This is a genomic window from Chitinophaga flava (assembly GCF_003308995.1).
In the GTDB taxonomy this organism is placed as follows: Bacteria; Bacteroidota; Bacteroidia; order Chitinophagales; family Chitinophagaceae; genus Chitinophaga; species Chitinophaga flava.
The window spans coordinates 2,617,603-2,637,961 of the sequence record NZ_QFFJ01000001.1; the positions used below are offsets into that span (position 1 = coordinate 2,617,603).

The 20,359-nt window shown below is 45.3% G+C and carries 17 protein-coding genes; 9 read left to right on the forward strand and 8 right to left on the reverse strand.

What is annotated here, in order from left to right:
- The first annotated feature begins 12 nt into the window (after positions 1-12).
- Entirely contained in the window at positions 13-1,509 is a 1,497-nt protein-coding gene (locus DF182_RS10405; protein WP_113615561.1) for a RagB/SusD family nutrient uptake outer membrane protein, read from the forward strand.
- 60 nt (positions 1,510-1,569) lie between these two features.
- Here the strand turns inward: DF182_RS10405 and DF182_RS10410 are convergent, their stop codons facing one another.
- Positions 1,570-2,631, reverse strand: a complete 1,062-nt coding sequence (locus tag DF182_RS10410) for a PDDEXK nuclease domain-containing protein (protein WP_113615562.1) — start codon at positions 2,629-2,631, stop codon at positions 1,570-1,572.
- Positions 2,632-2,782: 151 nt separating this feature from the next.
- On the opposite strand from DF182_RS10410, the gene pbpC reads away from it, so the two are divergent.
- Positions 2,783-5,185 carry a penicillin-binding protein 1C gene (pbpC, locus tag DF182_RS10415; protein WP_113615563.1) on the forward strand — a complete coding sequence of 801 codons (2,403 nt, stop codon included), beginning with the start codon at positions 2,783-2,785 and terminating at the stop codon, positions 5,183-5,185.
- Positions 5,186-5,228: 43 nt separating this feature from the next.
- Here the strand turns inward: pbpC and DF182_RS10420 are convergent, their stop codons facing one another.
- Genes DF182_RS10420 through DF182_RS10430 form a run of 3 tightly spaced genes read right to left on the reverse strand, consistent with a single transcriptional unit; the run spans position 5,229 to position 7,389 of the window.
- On the reverse strand, positions 5,229-6,485 hold the full coding sequence (locus DF182_RS10420; protein ID WP_113615564.1) for a replication-associated recombination protein A: 1,257 nt from the start codon (positions 6,483-6,485) through the stop codon (positions 5,229-5,231).
- A 22-nt stretch (positions 6,486-6,507) separates the two neighbouring features.
- Complete coding sequence (locus DF182_RS10425) at positions 6,508-6,900, reverse strand: group III truncated hemoglobin (RefSeq protein ID WP_113615565.1); 393 nt, start codon at positions 6,898-6,900, stop codon at positions 6,508-6,510.
- 6 nt (positions 6,901-6,906) lie between these two features.
- Positions 6,907-7,389, reverse strand: coding sequence for a hypothetical protein (locus DF182_RS10430; RefSeq protein ID WP_113615566.1), 483 nt, complete (start codon positions 7,387-7,389; stop codon positions 6,907-6,909).
- Positions 7,390-7,546: 157 nt separating this feature from the next.
- Between DF182_RS10430 and DF182_RS10435 the strand changes: the two genes are divergently transcribed.
- The 6 genes from DF182_RS10435 to DF182_RS10460 all read left to right on the forward strand — a co-directional run bounded on the left by DF182_RS10435 (position 7,547) and on the right by DF182_RS10460 (position 13,452).
- Positions 7,547-9,607, forward strand: coding sequence for a M13 family metallopeptidase (locus DF182_RS10435; protein WP_211327091.1), 2,061 nt, complete (start codon positions 7,547-7,549; stop codon positions 9,605-9,607).
- A 178-nt stretch (positions 9,608-9,785) separates the two neighbouring features.
- A complete protein-coding gene (locus DF182_RS10440; RefSeq protein WP_147243406.1) occupies positions 9,786-10,166 on the forward strand; it encodes a hypothetical protein in 381 nt (126 codons plus the stop codon).
- Between the two features lie 163 nt (positions 10,167-10,329).
- Complete coding sequence (locus DF182_RS10445) at positions 10,330-11,238, forward strand: transporter family protein (protein WP_113615568.1); 909 nt, start codon at positions 10,330-10,332, stop codon at positions 11,236-11,238.
- 9 nt (positions 11,239-11,247) lie between these two features.
- Positions 11,248-12,057 carry an MbnP family protein gene (locus DF182_RS10450; RefSeq protein ID WP_113615569.1) on the forward strand — a complete coding sequence of 270 codons (810 nt, stop codon included), beginning with the start codon at positions 11,248-11,250 and terminating at the stop codon, positions 12,055-12,057.
- Between the two features lie 17 nt (positions 12,058-12,074).
- Entirely contained in the window at positions 12,075-12,356 is a 282-nt protein-coding gene (locus DF182_RS10455; protein WP_161964114.1) for a YHS domain-containing protein, read from the forward strand.
- Between the two features lie 25 nt (positions 12,357-12,381).
- Positions 12,382-13,452 (forward strand): cytochrome-c peroxidase, encoded by a 1,071-nt coding sequence (locus tag DF182_RS10460; RefSeq protein ID WP_211327092.1) that lies wholly within the window; start codon positions 12,382-12,384, stop codon positions 13,450-13,452.
- A gap of 114 nt (positions 13,453-13,566) precedes the next feature.
- Here the strand turns inward: DF182_RS10460 and DF182_RS10465 are convergent, their stop codons facing one another.
- Positions 13,567-13,884, reverse strand: a complete 318-nt coding sequence (locus DF182_RS10465) for a winged helix-turn-helix transcriptional regulator (RefSeq protein ID WP_113615572.1) — start codon at positions 13,882-13,884, stop codon at positions 13,567-13,569.
- Between the two features lie 82 nt (positions 13,885-13,966).
- Here DF182_RS10465 and DF182_RS10470 point away from each other — a divergent pair, with 82 nt between their 5' ends.
- Positions 13,967-15,097 carry a Gfo/Idh/MocA family protein gene (locus tag DF182_RS10470; RefSeq protein ID WP_113615573.1) on the forward strand — a complete coding sequence of 377 codons (1,131 nt, stop codon included), beginning with the start codon at positions 13,967-13,969 and terminating at the stop codon, positions 15,095-15,097.
- 128 nt (positions 15,098-15,225) lie between these two features.
- Here DF182_RS10470 and DF182_RS10475 read toward each other — a convergent pair whose 3' ends face one another.
- The 3 genes from DF182_RS10475 to DF182_RS10485 form a co-directional block, all read right to left on the reverse strand.
- A complete protein-coding gene (locus tag DF182_RS10475) occupies positions 15,226-16,617 on the reverse strand; it encodes a hypothetical protein (protein WP_113615574.1) in 1,392 nt (463 codons plus the stop codon).
- 45 nt (positions 16,618-16,662) lie between these two features.
- The gene (locus DF182_RS10480) at positions 16,663-19,479 is read right to left on the reverse strand and encodes a TonB-dependent receptor (protein ID WP_113615575.1); all 2,817 of its coding nucleotides are present in this window, start codon (positions 19,477-19,479) and stop codon (positions 16,663-16,665) included.
- 341 nt (positions 19,480-19,820) lie between these two features.
- Positions 19,821-20,192, reverse strand: coding sequence for a hypothetical protein (locus tag DF182_RS10485; protein ID WP_113615576.1), 372 nt, complete (start codon positions 20,190-20,192; stop codon positions 19,821-19,823).
- Positions 20,193-20,359: the final 167 nt, after the last annotated feature.

Here is a 20,359-nt window from a genome sequence, read left to right on the forward strand (position 1 = left end):
AAAACAGAAAATATGACTATCAATAAAAGAATATTTCTTACTGCTGTGCTGGGAGCAACACTGTTTGTTTCCGCCTGCAATAAAAAACTGGACCAGCTCCCAACCACCAGTGTTGCTACTGAGGAAATATATACCAGTATCACCGGAGCTGAAATAGCACTGACCGGTATCTACAGTACCTTCTATAAGTCAGACTACTACGGCCGTAACTATGTGGTAATACCTGATCTTCAGGCAGACAACATGATTCTCAGCGCCTGGGCCAACAACGTATACAACGAGATTCACCGCTGGGCTATGCACTCCGGTACTTATGAAACACTGAACTTCTGGGCAGTTGCTTATCCGGCTATCCACCGTGCCAACGTATTTCTCGCCAATGTTGATAAAATACCGACGCTGTCCGGAGAAAATGCAGAAACAGTAACTACCAAGAAAAGAGTTTTCAAAGCCCATGCACAAGCCCTGAGAGCGATGTTCATGTTCGACCTGGTACGTATGTACTGCAAATTCGATCTGAAAGATCAACTGGGCCTGCCTTTTGTAACTGCGCCTACTACTGAGATCCAGCACAAACGTAAAACCGTGCAGGAAACTTATGATCAGATCGTAAAAGACCTTAACGAAGCGGCTGCAGCCATCGGCGACGATAACGCAAACTCTCAGACCAGAGTAAACAAATACTTCATTGCTGCACTGCAATCCAGAGTGTATCTGTATTTCCAGAAATGGGACCTGTCCATCGCTGCTGCTGATAAAATCATGACCGTAGCTACTTTCGGTTATGAAAATACTGCAGCCAATCTGCAGAAACTGTGGAGAGATGATGCCAGCACCAAAGAAATCATCTTTAAACCAGCTATCACCGAAGTTGCCGAAGCCAAAAACTTCTCCATCGGACAATGGCTCATCAGTGATGACGTAAGCCGTCAGAAACCTAATCCCGATTTCATAGCGCCTAAGGCGTTTGCGGAGTCCTTTGACATGGCAGATCTTCGTCGTGCTATCTACTTCAGAAGAGACAGCGTTAGAAGTTACAAAAAAGACTCTATCTACGTTATCAACAAATATCCTGGTAACCCGGCTTACGCTTCCTGGCAGGAAAAATCCAATGCTCCTAAACTGTTCCGTTATGCAGAAGTAGCATTGAACAAAATGGAAGCTTCTTATTATATTGATAAAGCTGTTTCCAAAACATTGCTCAAAGCATTACGCGTTGCCCGTATCCCTGGATATGACGTAACTATCGTAGATGCTTATGACGATGTTACATTGCTGAACCAGATCAGAGAAGAGAGAAGAAAAGAACTGGCCTTCGAAGGTCACCGTTTCTTCGACCTGAAACGCTGGGGCCTCGGCTTCACCAGAAGCAAGGAAGGAGAGTACCAGGCTGCTGAAAACGCCGTTGGCGAAATCAAAGCAGACAACTACCGCTGGCTGTGGCCTATTCCACAGGCGGAAAGAGAGTCCAACAGACTTTGCGACCAGAACCCGGGTTACGCTAACTAATCCGTATATACGAAAATGGGGCTGACTTGTAAGTCAGCCCCATTTTATTTTTAAAGGGTTTTAGTTTTCCCTGAATTCCTCTTCAAATAATTCATGTAGTTTTTGTTGGAGCAGTTTTTTATCCGGCAGGAAAGTTTGATACTCAGCGATGATGATAGGTGCCGGACATCTGCTGAGTGCATATTTAATCAGTTCATTATTTTGTTTCCTACATAAGATAAGACCAACACTTGGAGCTTCATGTTTCCTCTTAACTTTTTTATCCAATGCAGTGAGGTAAAAATTAAGTTTAACGACGTATTGCGGTCTAAACTCAGCCGTCTTCAGTTCGAAAGCAACCAAGCACTGCAAGTCACGATGATAGAACAACAGATCGATATAAAAATCCTTTCGTCCCACCGTAATACGATACTCCTGTTCAATGAAGACAAACCCATCTCCCAGCTCCAGAATAAACTCCTTCATTTTCAGGGTTAGTGCTTTCTGTAAATCTTTCTCATCATGATTTACGGGCAAGTCCAGAAATTCAAAAACATATTTATCCCTGAACAGTACGCTTTTATCCTGAGTAGTGGTGTTATGGGATAAAGGCATTTTCTGTTTTCCCAGCTGTACTCTCTCATACAAACTGCTTTTAATCTGTCTTTCTAATTCTCTTACAGAATAATTCTCCTGAACGCATAAACGAAGATAGAATTCACATTCTTCTTTTGTTTTGGTTTTCGTCATGAGGGTTAAATGATGCGTCCAGGTGACCTTAACAAGGAACGTATTACGAATATCTGTAAATTCCCTCATCACTGATGAGAGAATTTCTTGTTGATTTTCAACAACTTGCAAAGACCCAACCTCATCCAATAAATATGGCAGGTAAAAACAATAGAACTGTTGCATTCTGTAAAGTCCTGGCTGAGTGAACCCTTTAAGGTCGGGGTGTTTTCTGGCAATATAATACGCCAGTTCTTTAATCGTCCCTTTTCCCCAGCTGGCATTTGAAATTTTCTTATGGATATACTCCCCAACCTGCCAGTAAAGATTGATCATGTCAATATTCACATTTTTTTGAGTATTGTACTGCGAACGCTTTATAAGCGTTACGATTTCCGTAAATTGGTCGGTCATAAAACATGTTTTGGGTTTAACTGAATATGGTTTTATCTAGTGAGGCTCCAAATGTAAATGCTATACATATTCATTTTCAAATTGACACTAAACTGGTTAAAATGAATGAATTTGCAGTCTCTTGTTATAAAATACAACACGCTTATCGAGCATGAACTTTCAACGATTCAGGCATTGGTGTAAAAGAAAAAAATGGTGGCTCACAGCAGCAGGAGTGCTGTTGATCGCCTATTACTTTTGCCTGCCCCGCCATTTGTTTACCAGCCCTACTTCTTTTGTACTGGAAGATGTGAACGGTGATTTACTCAGTGCCAGCATAGCCGCAGACGGACAATGGCGTTTTCCTTTTAGTGCCCATGTACCGGACAAATTTGAAAAATGTATCCTCACGTATGAGGATAAACGTTTTTATTACCACTGGGGAATAGATCCGCTGGCCATCAGCCGTGCCGTCCGGCAAAACCTGCGTGGCAGTAAAGTAGTCAGTGGTGGCAGCACCATCACCATGCAGGTGATCCGTATTTCACGCAATAAGCCCCGTAATATCTGGCAGAAGATAGTCGAGGCCGTACTGGCCACCCGCCTGGAATTTGGGGCTTCTAAAAAGAAAATCATTGCCCTCTATGCTGCCAACGCTCCTTTCGGAGGAAACGTAGTAGGGCTGGAAGCTGCCGCCTGGCGCTATTACGGCCGCAAAGCCGAGCAGCTGTCATGGGGGGAGATGGCCGCCCTGGCCGTATTGCCCAACAGTCCGGCCCTCGTACATCCCGGCCGTAACCGCAATGTGCTGCTCAACAAAAGAAATCAGCTGCTCAATAAACTCCGGCAAAACAAAACCATCGACAGCATCACCTGCCAGCTGGCCAAGCTGGAACCCTTACCCGAACAGCCTTTGCCGCTGCCACAAGACGCGCCCCACCTGCTGGACCGCTTCCGGCAGGATTATATACAACAAAAGTCTGATGGCCCCACCCGCATCAAAAGCACCGTGGAAGCTGCACTCCAGAAAAATGTGACCGCCATCGCAGAACGATACCACAGCAGCTATAAAGCCAACGGCATCAACAATGCCGCCGTGCTCGTACTCGATGTGGAAACAGGCAACACCCTCGCTTATGTAGGCAATATCTACAATCCCGCCGACCCAGAACTGGAAAGCCATGTGGATATCATTCAGGCCAGAAGAAGCCCAGGCAGCACACTGAAACCGGTCCTCTATGCCGCCATGCTCAACGACGGGTTAATACTGCCTCAGACACTGATACCAGATATCCCCACACAGATAGCCGGCTATTCGCCACAGAACTTCGACCTGGGCTATGATGGCGCCGTCCCTGCATCCAGGGCCCTGGCCCGATCTCTCAACATCCCCGCTGTACGGATGCTGCAGATGTACCGCTACGAACGTTTTCATGCCCTGCTGCAGAAAATGGGCATCACCACACTTAACAAACCAGCCGATCACTACGGCCTTTCCCTTATCCTCGGCGGCGGGGAAACCACCCTCTGGGAAATGTGCGGCATGTATGCCAGCATGGCCCGCACCCTGATCCACCTGGAACAATACCACGGCAAATACGATATGGACGATATCCATCCACCTAATTATCAGGTAGACATACAACGTCCTTCTCAATACGGACTCAGTAAAGATGGTATTCTCAGTGCTGGCGCCATCTGGTATGCCTTTGAAGCAATGACCGAAGTGATGCGACCCGGTGAAGAACTGTTATGGCAACAGTTTTCTTCCTCCCAGCGCATCGCCTGGAAAACAGGTACCAGCTTCGGCTTCCGCGACGGCTGGGCTATAGGAGTGACCCCCAAATACGTAGTAGGAGTGTGGGTCGGCAATGCCGACGGAGAAGGAAGACCCGGCCTCATCGGCGTATCTACCGCCGCACCTATCCTCTTCGATGTATTCCGTCTGTTACATACCGGCAGCTGGTTTACCACACCTTATGCGCAGCTCCGGAAAATAGAAGTCTGCCGCAAAAGCGGATTCCGGGCCAGCGAATTATGTGATGTGAAAGATTCCGTATATGTGCCATCAGCAGGCATCCGTTCCGGCGTATGCCCCTACCATCAGCTGGTGCACCTCGACAGGACAGGCCAGTGGCGCGTTACTGAAAACTGTGAATCGCCACAGTTTATGCAACACCGCTCCTGGTTTATCTTACCGCCATCTCAGGAATTTTATTACAGAGGCAAAAACTACTACGAGCCGCTGCCGCCTTATAAACCGGACTGCATTGCATCACTGGGGCAGGACAGAGCTCCGATGGAACTGATCTATCCAAGGCCCAATGCACGCATCTTTGTGCCCATGGAAATAGACGGCCAACCGGGCCAAACCATCTTTACCGCTACCCATCGCAACAGCGCCGGTAAAATATACTGGCATCTCGATAATAAATTCATCGGCGAAACAGTAGAGTTTCATCAGATGGCCATACATCCGCCTGCAGGTAAACATACCATCACACTGGTTGATGAAAACGGCGAAAGAATAGAACAGTCTTTTGAGATACTGGATAAAGAGAGAGAAACGAAATAAAACAATTAGCAATTACGAATTACAAATTCGTAATTGCTAATTGCTAATAATTATACTTGTCTTTCCAAAGTTGTTTCAGGTGCCTTCTCAGCTCATCTTCCCGTGGGTTTTTACCGGGATCGTACAACTTGGTGCCTTTGATAGCTTCCGGCAGGAATTCCTGTTCCACGAAATTGTTATCATAGTCATGAGCATAGCCGTAACCTTTGCTATATCCCATTTCCTTCATCATTTTCGTAGGTGCGTTACGTATATGCATGGGTACGGGAAGATCACCGGTTTTGGAGACTATAGACATCGCTGAGTTGATCGCCATATAAGCGGCGTTGCTCTTGGCAGAAGCAGCCAGGTAAGTCACACATTGAGACAGGATGATCCTGGATTCCGGATAACCGATCAGGTTCACTGCCTGAAAACAGCTGGTGGCCAGCAACAGCGCATTGGGATTGGCATTCCCGATATCTTCCGATGCCAGTATCACCAGACGGCGGGCGATGAACTTCACATCTTCGCCTCCTTCTATCATACGGGCCAGGTAATACACGGCTGCATTAGGATCACTGCCCCGGATGCTCTTGATAAAAGCGGAAATAATATCATAATGCTGTTCCCCGCTTTTATCGTAGATGGCTACCCGTTGTTGTGCGATGTCCATTACCCGCTGATCAGTGATCACGACCGGGTCTTCCTGGATGGTGCTCACTACCAGTTCAAAGAGGTTGAGCAGTTTACGGGCATCTCCTCCGGAGATATTAAAGAGGGCGGTGGTTTCCTTTAATTCGATATTTTTTGTTTTCAGCCACTCATCCCTTTCCATGGCCTGCCGGAGCAGCTCCATCAGTTCTTCAGGCCCCAATGGCTTCAGTACATACACCTGGCTACGCGATAATACCGCGGCATTTACCTCGAAAGAGGGGTTTTCGGTGGTAGCCCCTATCAGGGTAATAATCCCCTTTTCTACGGCCCCTAAAAGGGCATCCTGCTGAGATTTGTTGAAGCGGTGGATCTCGTCTATAAAAAGTACGGCATGACGCTGGCGCCGGGCTAGTTCAATGACTTCCCGTACTTCCTTTACCCCTGCTGAAATAGCACTGAGGGTATAAAAAGGCACCTGTAACGTATGGGCAATGATATTGGCGATAGTGGTTTTTCCTACGCCCGGAGGGCCCCACAGTATCATGGAAGGTATCTTCCCCTGCTGGATGGCTTTTCGAAGGATACTGTCCTTGCCGGTAAGGTGTTCCTGCCCCACCAGTTCATCTAACGTCACAGGCCTTAACCGTTCTGCTAATGGCTGCATACACTTGGATTATAAATGGATGTTATAGTTTGGGATGATTGATCTGCTGCATTTTGAACTGCATAATATCCCTGATGGAACGGGCACGGCTGATAGCCAGATCTGCCTTTTCACCGGTGAATAGTTCGGTTACCGTACCTTCAAACAACAACAGCCAGCGGTCAAAATGCAACGACTCCAGCGGTACCCGCTGATTCAGTGCAAAATGCGGTGCCATGGCATTTCTGCCGTAATTGGTACTGTTCAGTAACAACTGTTCCCAGAAATCATACATCACCGGCAGATGGGTGTCCCAGTTGACCCGTGCAATCTCGTTGAAGATATGGCCAATAACATCGTCTTCCTTCACTTTATCATAAAAGCTGTTGATCAACAGCATAATATCATCACGGTGAGTTATCTGCTTTTTCTCCATACAATATTATTCAGGATGCTTGTCCTCATTCCGGCGTGTCCACTCCCGCAGGAACCGGAAAGACAGGTTGGCATTAAAGGTTAAAATAAAACTAATGATCAGAAATACAACACTCATCGGTGTCAGTACACTGGCGTTGTCTGCTCCCAGCTGCTGGGCCACTTCCTTTTTCATTTCCGGTGGCAGCGCCAGTAATCCCAGCCCTCCCATAAACAATAATGCGCCAAAGAGGATAGTGATCACACCCATAATACGGATACCAGTGGGTGTATTCTCTTTCAAAGGTACTTCAGGCAATATCAGACTCCGCTGAAGATATAATGACAAAACGCTATGGATAAAACATGCACCCCAAATCATTACAGACAACAGCATCATAGGATTAGCCCCTGATGACAGCGCCATAAACAAGCCCAGAAAAGTAAAAAGACCCGTAATCATCAGGGAAAGAGCAGTAAAAATCCTGTATAATTTAAACATCAAACTCATCAAAAAAGCGTTTTTAACGACACAAACCTACCTAATTTATTCAGAAAATCAGGTATCTTATCAAGCATACATTTACCCGGCCCTTGCCGTTCATATAAAAGCCTTGATTTTTGCTTCCCTCTTTTCCATAACTTTAAACACTAAACCTGTTTTACATATGAATAAAAACAATACGGTAAAACTACCGTTACTGGCTGCCATGGTTACGTTTGCGGCCTGTGGCACCAACACCTCCACCAAACAGCAGGAGACTGCAGATACGACCAAAGTCCCCGCATTTAACGTAGCCGATATCGACACTGCTTACAAAGCTTGCGACGATTTCGACAATTACGCCAACGGCAACTGGAAAAAAAACAACCCCATCCCATCTACAGAAAGCCGTTGGGGTGCTTTCAACATCCTTGATAAACAAAACAAGGAAGTACGCCTCAAAGGAATCATTACCGAAATCACCGGTAAAAAAGAACTGAAAAAAGGTACCGAAGAGCAACAGATCGCAGACTACTACACCTCTTTCCTGGATACTGCCACCATCGAAAAACGCGGCATTACTCCACTGAAACCTTACCTGGACAAAATCGACGGCATTAAAACACTGGCTGACTGGGCCGCTGTTACCGGTGAACTCCAGAAATTAGGCGTGTCCACCTTTACTGGATTCGGCGCTGAAGCAGACGCCAAAAACAGTAAAATGAATGTCCTCTATCAGGCACAGAGCGGCCTCAGCCTCGGTGAAAGAAGCTACTACGAAAGACCGGATTCTGCCACTAAAAATGTGCGCAACGAATTCGTCAACCACGTAGATAAAATGTTCAGCCTCGCCGGTTTCCCTGATGTTAAACCAGGTACCACCGTACTCGGCCTCGAAACACAACTGGCCCTAATACAGCTCTCTAACGTAGAACTCCGCGACCCGGTTAAAACCTACAACCGCTCCGGATATGGCGAACTGAGAACACTCGCCCCTGACTTCGACTGGGACGCCTTCACAAAAAAACAGGATATCAAAGCAGATACCGTTATTCTCCAGAATAAGGAATATCTGACCAACGCCAATAAATTGCTGAAAGCAACGCCTATCGATGTATTGAAAACATACACCAAATGGCAGCTGCTCACCAGCTTCGCAGGATACCTGCCCAAAGCTTTCGATGAAGAAAACTTCCACTTCTTCGGTACTGTCATGACCGGTAAAAAAGCGCAGAAAACCCGCACCGAAAGAGCCATCCGCTCTACCGACATGAAATTGGGCATGCCGCTGGGTAAACTGTTCGCTAAAAAGTATTTCCCTGAAAGCAGCAAGGAGAAAGTATCCCAGATGATCGAAAACGTACGTAAAGTATACGGCGAAAGAATCGACAAACTCACCTGGATGAGCGACTCCACCAAACAAATGGCGCACAAAAAACTGGCCTCCTTTACCTACAAAATCGGTTACCCCGACAAATGGAAAGACTATTCCTCTATCCAAATCGATAAAGGAACACTGCTGGAAAATGCTGTATCTGCCATGCTGTGGGAACACAAGGATAATATCGACAAAATCGGTAAGCCTGTGGATAGAAGCGAATGGGGCATGACACCTCAAACCGTAAACGCTTATTACAACCCGCTCAACAACGAAGTAGTATTCCCTGCCGGTATCCTCCAGCCTCCTTTCTACAACCCGAATGCTGACGACGCAATCAACTACGGTGGTATCATCGCTGTAATCGGTCACGAATTCACCCACGGCTTCGACGACCAGGGCTCTCAATTCGATGCAGAAGGTAACCTGAAAAACTGGTGGACTAAAACTGACCGCGAAAACTTCGACAAACTCACCAAACGTTATGTCAAGTACTTCAGTGGCATCGAAGTACTGCCTGGATTCAAAATCAATGGCAGCCTCACCATCGGTGAAAACGTTGCTGACCTCGGCGGTATGACCCTTGCTTACTACGCACTGAAAAAATCCTTCGAAGGTAAAGAGGAACCCAAACCAATTGATGGATTCACATGGCAACAACGCTTCTTCCTCGGATGGGCCCAGGTATGGCACGGCAACATTACCGACGCCGCCCTGCGCCAGCAAATACAAATAGATCCTCACTCTCCTGCAAGAGACCGCATCAACGGCCCGCTGCCTCACCTGAAAGAATTCCAGGATGCATGGGGCTGCAAAGCTGGCGATAAAATGGTATTGCCTGATGCAGAAAGAGTAACCATCTGGTAACTGTGATATAAAATAATGAAGATGATTCTCCTGATGCGCGAAGACTTGTGAGGAGATTTTATCAAAAGATTTAAAAGCCGGCGCCCACTGATATCAGTGGGCGCCGGCTTTTTGTCAAATATGATTTATATCAGTTTTATTAAATTCATTCAATGTTTTATAATGAAAATATCTATTTTTGCTGCGCGTGAAAAAACTCTCCTGCATATTATTGTGTTTGATCATCCTGATGCAAAACTTTGGCACAGCTATCGTGTTTATCAGCTATAAGATAAACCAGGCTTATATTGCAGCCAATCTTTGCGAAAACAGGAACAACCCCGGTATGCATTGTAACGGTAAATGTCAGTTGCGCAAACAACTACTACGTGAACAACAACAGGAACAGAAAAATCCTTACGCACAAAAAGAGAATAAGGAGATAACCCTTTTCTGCGAACAATACACCTTTTCCAGCGAAGCCCCCTGCTTTCATCTCTCCACAAAACTTACCGCATTTTATCTTATAAAACCCACCCACAGCCCATCCAACAGCATATTCCATCCACCGCTCTGTTAAGCTGTCTGTGTTATTTACTGTAGTTAAATTCACTACCTGATCACATCAGGAATCCTGCCTTTTTTCCATTATTCATTATTACGCCATGCGTAATAGCAATGCCCATGCTTTTTATTGCAGCACAGGCAACAGGCTGTCGTCATGCGTAATCCAAACCCTTGAAATGAAAAAGTTATTTTTCATCATGGCCATTCTTATGCCTGTATCCATCATGGCCTGCGATATCTGCGGATGCTCTGCCAGCGGCTACCAGCTGGGAATACTGCCGCAATATCACAAAAACTTTATCGGCCTGCGTTATGGTTATCGTCAGTTCAGATCTACCCATCCTACAGAGCTGGGCAACACCATGAATCATGAATCAAGAGAGTATTATCATACCACTGAACTATGGGGTAGATGGTATGCTACCAAAAGATTACAGCTGTTTGCCTTTGTCCCTTATCAATACTTTAAACGGGAAGAAGGAAAAAGCATCACCACCGTTTCTGGTCTGGGAGATATTACCCTGATGGCCAACTATACACTCATCGATAACAACTGGAACCTCGGTAAAAAGTGGCACCATGTGTTTCAGGCAGGTGGCGGTATCAAGCTTCCTACCGGCAAAACAGGCATCCCTGATGAAGGTGGCAATATCTATCAGAACTTCCAGCCAGGAAGCCGTAGTACCGACTTTGTGGTGAATGCTGTGTATACACTGCGTCGCAGCAAATGGGGTATTAATACAGATGCCAGCTATCGTATTAATACCAACAACAAAGAAGATTACCGCTTTGGCAATCGCTTCAATACATCACTGCGTGGCTTCATGTACCAGCCGCTCAGCAAAACAGTAGCCCTGCAACCCTATGCGGGTCTGATGTATGAACATGCTGCCGGCGACCATCAGCAACAAAAAACCAAGGAATATACCGGTGGCGACATGTTGCATACCAGCATCGGCGCTGATGTATATTTCAAACGTTTCTCTGCAGGCGTACAGGCTCAACTGCCCGTATATCAGCACCTGTCTGATGGTTATAATAAAACATATGCCCGGTTATCTGCTACCGTTAATTTCTTCTTCTAAAAAAATCACATGAAAAATTCTATTATACTCTTTGCGCTCGTTACCGTATTCACATCCTGCTCCAAAGACAAAACCACTCCCGCTGCTGATCCAAACGAAAAAGGAACCGTAGTGCTGGAATTCGATAACCGCGCAGGATCAGACGACCTGATATTAGATAACCAGCAATACCGCAATGCTGCCGGCGAATCACTTACCATCAGTAAGTTTAATTATTTCGTCAGCAATTTCAGGTTTATAACTGCCAGCGGACAGGTATATACCGTACCACAGGATAGCTGCTATTTTATCATCCGTGAAGAAGATAAAACCACCGCTTTCCATACCCTCTACAACATACCTGCCGGAGACTATACACAGGTCAAATTTATGATCGGAGTAGACAGTGCCCGCAATACTATGGACATCAGCAAACGCCAGGGATCGCTTGATCCTGCGGAAGGTGCAACCGGTATGTACTGGAGCTGGAACAGCGGATATATCTTCGTTAAACTGGAAGGTAGCTCACCCGTTTCCTCTGATCCGCAGAAACTTTTCCGCTATCATATCGGCCTCTACGGCGGTGGATTTAACAACGGTCCGCGTACCATCAACAACACCAGGGAAGTAACCCTCACCATTCCAAACAACGGTAAAGCCATTGTCCGTCGCGACCGCAGGGCACAAATACATTTTTTTGCTGATGCATTAAAATTACTGAATGGCACTACCAACGTGAGTATTGCTACCAATCCGGATGTAATGGTTTCGCCATTTTCAGAGAAAATCGCGGATAATTACACACAAATGTTTAACATTGACCACGTGCATAACGAATAATTTTAATGACACCTATCATGAAACAAGTAATCTTAGCCTGTAGCATCGTGCTGGCAATCGCCTGCAATCAGAACAATAAGCCCGCTGAAAAGACCCATGCACCCATGCCTGAGCCACCTGCCATGGCAGAAGCAGCCACCAGCGATAAATGGCCTGACCCTGTATGCAGAATGCCTTACGACACCAGCTACAAAGAGTGGGCTGTTTACCAGAAAGACACTGTTCATTTCTGTTCTATTACCTGCAAGGAAATCTTCCAGAAAGCGCCGGAGAAATACATGGCTAAGCTGAAAAAGTAAGTATTCCTTATTTAACTATTCGTTTATGCATCATCGTTACTGGTGGTGCAAGGGGATGTTATTGCCCTTGCTCACCATCCTTATCATATCTGCCTGCCACAAAAAAGACGATCCCGTCGTTGTGGAGAAACAGGAAACCATTGCTTTCGTAAAACCGGCCAACTTCCCGGAACCCACCTACCGCCTGGCCGACAACCCGGTGACTACAGATGGCTTTGCCCTGGGGAAAGTATTGTTTTATGATGGCCTCCTCAGCCGCGATGGCACTATCAGCTGTGCCAGTTGCCATATACAGGCTAATGCCTTCACCCATCATGGACACGATGTCAGTCACGGTATCGACGACCGCCTCGGAACACGCAACTCTCCGCCCATACAAAACCTCGCATGGTCTACCTCCTTCTTCTGGGACGGAGGTGTACATGACCTCGATTTACAGCCCATTGCCCCGATAGAAAATCCGGTGGAAATGGATGACAAAATGAATAATGTAGTCGACAAACTACAACGCAATAACCGCTACCAGCAGCTATTTGAAAAAGCCTTCGGTTCTCCGGGCATCAATAGTACCCGTATGCTGAAAGCATTGTCACAGTTCATGGTTGTACTGGTGAGTGCAGATGCTAAATACGACCGCTACATTGCCGGAAAAGAATCTTTCAGCGATGCAGAAAAAAGAGGGTTGGCCCTTTTTGAACAACAGTGTGCTAGTTGCCACCGGCCACCACTGTTCACAGACAACAGCTTCCGCAACAACGGGGTAGCTCCCCGGCCATTCGGCACTGACTACGGACGTTATATGATCACCTTGCGGGAAGATGATAAACTCAAATTTAAAGTGCCTTCCCTGCGCAATATAGCCCTCACCGCACCCTACATGCATGATGGACGCTTCGGCAGCCTGGAGAGTGTATTAAATCACTACGACAACGGCTTCTATAACTCCCCGACACTGGACCCTGCCTTTAAAAACGGACTTACGCTCAGCGCCGATGATAAACAGGACCTGATCGCCTTTCTCAAAACACTGAGTGATAAAGGCTTTATAACAGATCCCCGATTTGCGCCACCACCGGGGTTTGTACAGGGTAATTAAACAGGCCTTAAATAAGCCGACAATTTATAAAACAGATCCCGGTTGCCACTGGTGGCCGGGATTTTCGTTTTTCGGGCGAGATAGTCTTTTTATATTTTATGCCTCTTACTAAAACTACATCAGTTTTTGGGCAAACACCCTGAGCGATGCCAGTACAGGTTTTACCAACTCTCCCTTTGGAGAGATCGTATATTCCACTCTCAGCGGCTTAACAACCGCCACCTTTCTGGTGATCAAACCATCATCTTCCAATTCCTGTAATATATCTGTCAGCACTTTGGGAGATATACCGCTTACACTTCGCTCCAGCTCTTTAAACCGGTACGTCCGTTCACATAAAAAGTTTAAAACCGTCACCTTCCACTTGCCACCTATTACGTTGATTGCGCAAACAATAGGACATTCTTCCAGCTGATCACTTTTGTTTTCCATATCTGCTTACCTTTTTGTAACTACTTGTTCAACTAAACTAAGGTAGAGAAATTTGCTGAACACAAAACGAAGTGTCAACGATATGGAAACAAAACATCAACAGCAAAAAATAAGAGTAGGTATTGCAGGAGCCAACCCTCATCGTGGCTGGGCATCAACCGCACATATTCCTGCCATTCAGGAACTGGAAGAATATGCATTAACAGCAGCGTCTACAACTCAACCAGCATCGGCCCTGGCGGCGAAAGAGCAGTTCCATCTGCCTTATGCGTTTTCAAACTATCAGGAATTGGTAACACATCCCGAAATTGACCTGGTCACTGTATCCGTAAAAGCACCGGATCATTACAACATTGTAATGGCAGCACTGGAAGCCGGTAAACATGTCTATTGCGAATGGCCGCTGGGTAGGAACTTACAGGAAGCAACAGCAATGGCCCACCTGGCAAAGGAAAAAAATGTAGTCACCGCTATTGGTTTACAGGGCCGTTTTTCCCCGGCCATTAATGAAGTGCGTGCGTTGATCAACAAAGGGTATATAGGTACGGTGTTGTCCACTACAATGATTGCCTCCGGCGAAGTGTTTGGAGCAACAGCCGCTGTAGCCCATGCCTTTATGCACGATAAGCAACAGGGCGCTACCATGTTGTCAATACAGTTTGCTCATTATGCAGACACCCTGTGCTATGTCCTGGGGGAATTTATATCGCTGAATGCCACCCTGGCAACACGCAGAAACAGCGTCCAACTACTGGAAACAGGCGCCATCATTCCCTCTGATTCCCCTGACCAGGTAGCAGTGAATGGTACACTTACCTCAGGTGCAGTAGCGTCTATTCACGTAAGAGGAGGACACACAAACGGTAATAACTTTTTATGGGAGATCAACGGAACAGAAGGCGATATCCTGATCCAGGCACCTATTGGATTTTTCCATCATCTGCGCGATATAACGGTGCTGGCTGCAGACAAACACCAACAGCATCTGGTGCCTGTCAGCATCAGCCAGCAGTTTGATTACTTAGGTCAGACTGAACTCACAGGCCCCGCCTATAATACCGCCCAGTTTTACAGGGCTGTCGGCAAGAGCATTCTTCATAACACCGGCGAGATTCCATCTTTTGAAACAGCGTTGCTACGTCACCGTATGATAGATGCAGTGGAAAAGGCTGCTGTATCAGGCACGCGGCAGTCATATCTATTGGCATCCTAATACTTTTAAAAAGAAAAAAGGCTATCTCTTAGCTTTTACAAGCAGAGGAGATAGCTTTTTTGTATAAACAAAAAACCGTCCCGGTATAAACCAGGACGGTGTAAATACAGCTTATGAAATCTAAAAAATTACTGAGTTACAACGATTCTGTCCCAGGCAACCCATTTGGCTTTGGTCCAGTCGTTGGCAGGATCAACAGCACCCAGGTATTTCACTTTCTCAAAGAAAGCGTCAGCCAGTTTACCGTCGAATTTAGCAGGATCAGCTACGATAGCAGGAGAACCTGTTTGAGGAGCCAGATCAGGTGTTTTGTTGTTAAACGGATCTTTTAACTTAATATCACCAGCATTGGCAGCCGCAAATATTTTGGTTGCATCACGACCGGTTACCAGGTTCTGGAGACCAGCAGCATCCAGTACAACAGCAGCGGAACCGTCAGCAGTAGAAAACAGATCAGAAGAACCGTGCAGCAGGCTGTTTTTCAGACCGCTGGTACCATCAGCATAAAAACCAATGGTAACGTTATCGTCTATACGTAATGCAGCTTTCTGAGCACCCATGATGATAGAGTTGCCAAGGATAAACTTGGTACCTCTTCTCCAACGCATACCATAACCGTAGTCAGCGCTGGTACGAACATCATTATTAGGTCCGATAGCAGTGAAGTTGGACAGAACCGGGAAAGTGGTAGGTGTAGTGGTGATAGGCAGATTCTTAGGGTTGGTGTTATCTACCTCAAAGTTGTTGGATACGTCACCATCAGATTTTTTATCTGTAAAAGATGGTTGTTTTACGGATACTGCAAACTGAATCATGCCATGGTAAGCATCATCCATGTCAAAATCGTCGTCAGCGCAGTTGTAGGCGATAAGGTGTTTCGCATTTACACTACCACCAAAGAATTCAAATGCATCATCCAAACCATTCACCACCTGAATATAATTCAAAGTAGTTTTATTACCTACACAGTACAAAGACAGCCCATTGATCTCATCGTTGGCAGCTACCGCTTTACCAGCATACTCGATTCTTACATACTGCAGGCTGCCGGAGTTATCATCATCTTGGTTACCACCAAAAGCAGAATAGGCAGCGTCAACGTTACCTTCTATTTTAGAGTGGTTACCATTACCGGTGGCTTTACCTACTAACACGATACCACCCAGGTCTCCTGGTTTTTTCTCGGTATGTCCGGAAGTAAATACGATCGGATTGTCAGCGGTACCATTAGCTTGCAGCTGAGCACCTTTGTATACTACCAGTACACCGGCAGAATCACGCATACTGATAATCTTTGTACCTGCCTCAATGCTCAGCGTCGCATTATCAACATAAACATAACCACGCAGTACATACACCTTGTTTTTGTTCCAGGTCTGGTTTGCAGTGATTTTGTTTCTGATCATGATGGTATCATTACCAGAAGCTGGCGGAGGTGTGGTGTTATTGTTATCATCCTTTTTGCTGCAGGCCGCAAAAGAGGCAGCAGCCAGCAATGCTAATACATAATTTTTTTTCATACCGCTAAAAACTATTTGGTTTAAAAGATTTAAGTATTCGTTGGCTTATTTCCCTTTTGACAGGAAACTATATTTAAAGGAAATGGTAAAGGTGGTACCCGGTTTTAATGAGCTGATGATGTAATCTTTTCCTGCTACATAGGCTGTTTTATCGTTGCCCGGGAACTTATAGTACAATGCAATAGGCTGTGCGAAGACATCCGAGATGTTCAGCTTCAACTCTCCACGGCTTTTGAAGACTGCTTTACTGATCTGGAAGTCAACAATATCTCTGGGCTTTTCGTAAGTGTCCAGCCCGGCATTCGTACCTCTGAATCTCAGCCGCTGGCCGATTCTGTTGTAAAGCAGGTTTACAGAGAAACTGTTGTTGGGTGCTGCATACGAAATACCACTGTTGATAAGATAAGGAGACTGTCCCTGCAACGGTGTTTGTTTATCCGCAGCTACAACACCAGGCAGTTCTACCTTGGAATAGATATAAGCGGCATTGGCATAAAAAACCAGGTTATCAAACAAGGACGCAGGTGAAATAAAATTCAGCCGTTTTCTGAATTCCATCTCCGCACCGTAATCCGTTGCGCTTTCCGCATTACTGTAGGAAAGGATATTATTACCATCGTTGGTTTGCTCAATAGGATCTTTGAATTTTTTGTAGAAGACAGAAGCGGAGATAACCTCACCTGCTCCAGGGAACATTTCCCATCTCAAATCTCCATTAGTAGCCACACTTCGTTTCAGGTACTCATTACCCTGAATAAGGAATTCATTATCGTAATCATAGTATCTGAAGTTCGCCAGCTCTCTGAATTCTGGCCTGTTAACCGTTTGAGAAAACGACAATCTCAAATTGCTTTTTTCTGTGAGGCCATAGGTAAGATTGGCTGAAGGCAGTACATCTGTATTGTTATACCGCTGAGGTGTCTGACCAACTGTTTTCAGCTCCTGCACATAAGATTCAACTCTCGCGCCCCATACCAGTCTTAAAGCCTCCATCAGCTTATTATCAAACATCAGGTAACCTGCGGTCAGGTCTGCTGTTCCTTTATAATCTTTATTGTTGGCATCAATCTTCGCCAGCAGAATTCTATACTTATCAATCATCTCCGGACTAAAGATGTTATCAACAGTCACACCTTTATCCAATGGTATTTCAGCTCTGGATGATGCAGTGGCATAACCAAGCGCAATAGCTGAAAAATCACGGCTGCGGTAGGTTTTTACAGCGCCGAATTTAAACTTCTGGCTTTCACCAAACAGTTTAAAAGGAACAGAGAAATTCAGATTACCTCCATAGATATTTTCATTCAGGTTGGTGTATACGCGGCCCGCATCTCGGATAGCAGGATTGTTCTCACCAGACAATGTCAAAGTATAATAATCATTTCCGGCATATTGCTGAAAGGAAAGGATGCGCTGGTCCGGCTGATAACGGGAAGAACGGGCATAAAACAAATTCCAGTCTGCGTTGAGTTTGTCCTTTCCGATCACATGCTGACCTTCCAGTGTTGAATGCAGAAGACTGTTTCTGGTAGTTTCATTATTGTAGCTCAAACGGGGCTGGCCATCATTGTTGTCAAACACCAGTCCTGACCTGCGGGTAAATGCAGTGTTAAAATCGTTGTTGTAAAAGTTTTTAAGTGCTATTTTACTTTTTCTGAAACTGTAGGAAAAATTCAACACAGCACCCAGATTGCTCGATTGCGTGTATACATCATCGTTAAAATCAAAGAGGTGTTCACTAACATTTTTTTCGCTGCGGTCTCTTGTATTACGTTTGTTGGTATTACCATAATTAATGGCAAAAATATATCCCAGACGGTTGCGGTCTTTCACCTGCCAGCTATTGCCCATAGACAGTTGTATGCCGATAGGAGGGCGGCTTTTACCATTTAATTTCCCACTGCTGTAGGTATTAGGAAACTGTTTGGCAATAGCTATTTTCTGTGCATCTTCCAGCAGGGTATAATTACCTTTTGCTGCATTTTTATAGACATCCGGTAAAGCGCGGGAACCGTCATCATATCCCAGGAAATCATATTTCCCTTTGGGAGGAGCTGTATAAAAATCCTTGAAAGTAGTTTGTGTATTATAACCGGTGCTAAGCGACAGGTCCAGGAAACGCTGATCAGGGAAGTCTTTGGTACTAACCTTCACCGCACCGCCGGCAAAATCGCCGGGCAGGTCCGGGGAGGCGGTTTTATAGATCGTAATATTATCGATCAGTCCTGATGGAATGATGTCAAAGGAGAAGGCTTTTTTGTCGGGCTCCGTGCTTGGCATCTGTGCGTTGTTCATGAGCGTGGTGTTGTAACGCTCGCTGAGTCCGCGCACTACTACAAACTTATTATCCTGAATACTGGTGCCGCTCACACGCTTTAATACTTCACCGGTATTTTTATCCGGTGACTTTTTAATAAGATCAGCAGAAATACCATCAGATACTACTGCATTGTTTTTCTGTGCAGCATACAGTGCGTTGATGGTTTCCTGTTTGTAAGAACCTTTCACCACTACTTCCTGTAATGATTTGGAAGATGGTTCATCCATGACAATATTAAGTAAGGTAGGACTACTAACTTTTACAACGACATCAGATATTGATTTTGTCTGATAGCCCATGTATTTAAAGTCTATTGTATAAACACCGGGATCAATAGTAAATGTATATCGTCCTTCCACATCGGTAACGGCACCTTTGCCGGTGCCCTGAACCGCAATGGTAACGCCGATCAGCGCTTCACCGGTCTTTTTATCGGTTACTTTACCGGTCACCTTTGCAGGATCTCCAGCCAGAAGAGGCTGTGCAAAAATAAATTGGAAAACAGTCAGCAGTAATACAGGTACAGATAAAAAGCCCTTCACGATGTTTGGTTTATTTTAATACGGTTTTAATTTTATTTTAATCCCGTTTTAATCTTGATGGCAAAAATATCCGGGCTGAATTAACGAAGTGTTAAGCCGGCATTACCTGTATGTTAATAGTCGATTATTCTTTACTTGGAGGTAACAGCAAAGTATATACGTAAAATGTACACGGGGAAATATATACGAAATGAAGAACACAGGCACAGGTATATACACACCGGTGCCTGCAGTAACATATACTATGGGAATAAATTCAACGGGAAAGTATATACGCAGAAAGGCTCATAGGATAAGGTCACATAAGATATGGCAGAGATGGAACAACTGAAGCAGTCGGCTTACATCAGAAAGGATGGAGGCGCAGTCCTGTTCATCAGCATATCCAAGGATATATCGACCTGATAGTTGCGTTCTTCCCGTTTACCTTGCGTGGTAGCAGACGATATCTGGAAAAGATGCTGGCTTTTGTTCGTAAAAGGTTTATTGTCTTTGTTACACAGTTCCAGGCTGAAGTTAAAACGTTCTTCCAGGTCTTCTTCGAATTCGCGGAGGCTGAGTGTTTCATCAATAGGATATTCCACCAGGTTTTCTTCTTCAAATCCGGCTTCTCTCAGTGTATCAAAGGCATTTGCCAGTGAATGGCGTACATATACTGCTACGTTACAGGACAACAAACGCTGGATCTGCATCTGTAGCAGGGATATTGTCATTAATGGGTGTAATTTGAGTACTTTCATCGCTGTTCAATCTTCATTTACTGCGCTTACTAAATAGGTTTTCTTAGGTGAATAGTAATAAGCAAACTTAGCAGTCTACTTTTAATTTAATATTAAGCACTTGTTATGATTATGTGAAAATAATACTCAAATATAAAAAT

Bases quoted from the DNA above. Each gene is read 5' to 3' on its own strand.
- DF182_RS10465 (WP_113615572.1), bottom strand. From the start codon at position 13,884: ATGGAAAACAAAAGTGATCAGCTGGAAGAATGTCCTATTGTTTGCGCA.
- DF182_RS10425 (WP_113615565.1), bottom strand. From the start codon at position 6,900: ATGGAGAAAAAGCAGATAACTCACCGTGATGATATTATGCTGTTGATC.
- DF182_RS10420 (WP_113615564.1), bottom strand. From the start codon at position 6,485: ATGCAGCCATTAGCAGAACGGTTAAGGCCTGTGACGTTAGATGAACTG.
- DF182_RS10430 (WP_113615566.1), bottom strand. From the start codon at position 7,389: ATGAGTTTGATGTTTAAATTATACAGGATTTTTACTGCTCTTTCCCTG.
- DF182_RS10445 (WP_113615568.1), top strand. From the start codon at position 10,330: ATGAAAAAGTTATTTTTCATCATGGCCATTCTTATGCCTGTATCCATC.
- DF182_RS10410 (WP_113615562.1), bottom strand. From the start codon at position 2,631: ATGACCGACCAATTTACGGAAATCGTAACGCTTATAAAGCGTTCGCAG.
- DF182_RS10455 (WP_161964114.1), top strand. From the start codon at position 12,075: ATGAAACAAGTAATCTTAGCCTGTAGCATCGTGCTGGCAATCGCCTGC.
- pbpC (WP_113615563.1), top strand. From the start codon at position 2,783: ATGAACTTTCAACGATTCAGGCATTGGTGTAAAAGAAAAAAATGGTGG.
- DF182_RS10485 (WP_113615576.1), bottom strand. From the start codon at position 20,192: ATGACAATATCCCTGCTACAGATGCAGATCCAGCGTTTGTTGTCCTGT.
- DF182_RS10470 (WP_113615573.1), top strand. From the start codon at position 13,967: ATGGAAACAAAACATCAACAGCAAAAAATAAGAGTAGGTATTGCAGGA.
- DF182_RS10435 (WP_211327091.1), top strand. From the start codon at position 7,547: ATGAATAAAAACAATACGGTAAAACTACCGTTACTGGCTGCCATGGTT.
- DF182_RS10475 (WP_113615574.1), bottom strand. From the start codon at position 16,617: ATGAAAAAAAATTATGTATTAGCATTGCTGGCTGCTGCCTCTTTTGCG.
- DF182_RS10460 (WP_211327092.1), top strand. From the start codon at position 12,382: ATGCATCATCGTTACTGGTGGTGCAAGGGGATGTTATTGCCCTTGCTC.
- DF182_RS10405 (WP_113615561.1), top strand. From the start codon at position 13: ATGACTATCAATAAAAGAATATTTCTTACTGCTGTGCTGGGAGCAACA.
- DF182_RS10450 (WP_113615569.1), top strand. From the start codon at position 11,248: ATGAAAAATTCTATTATACTCTTTGCGCTCGTTACCGTATTCACATCC.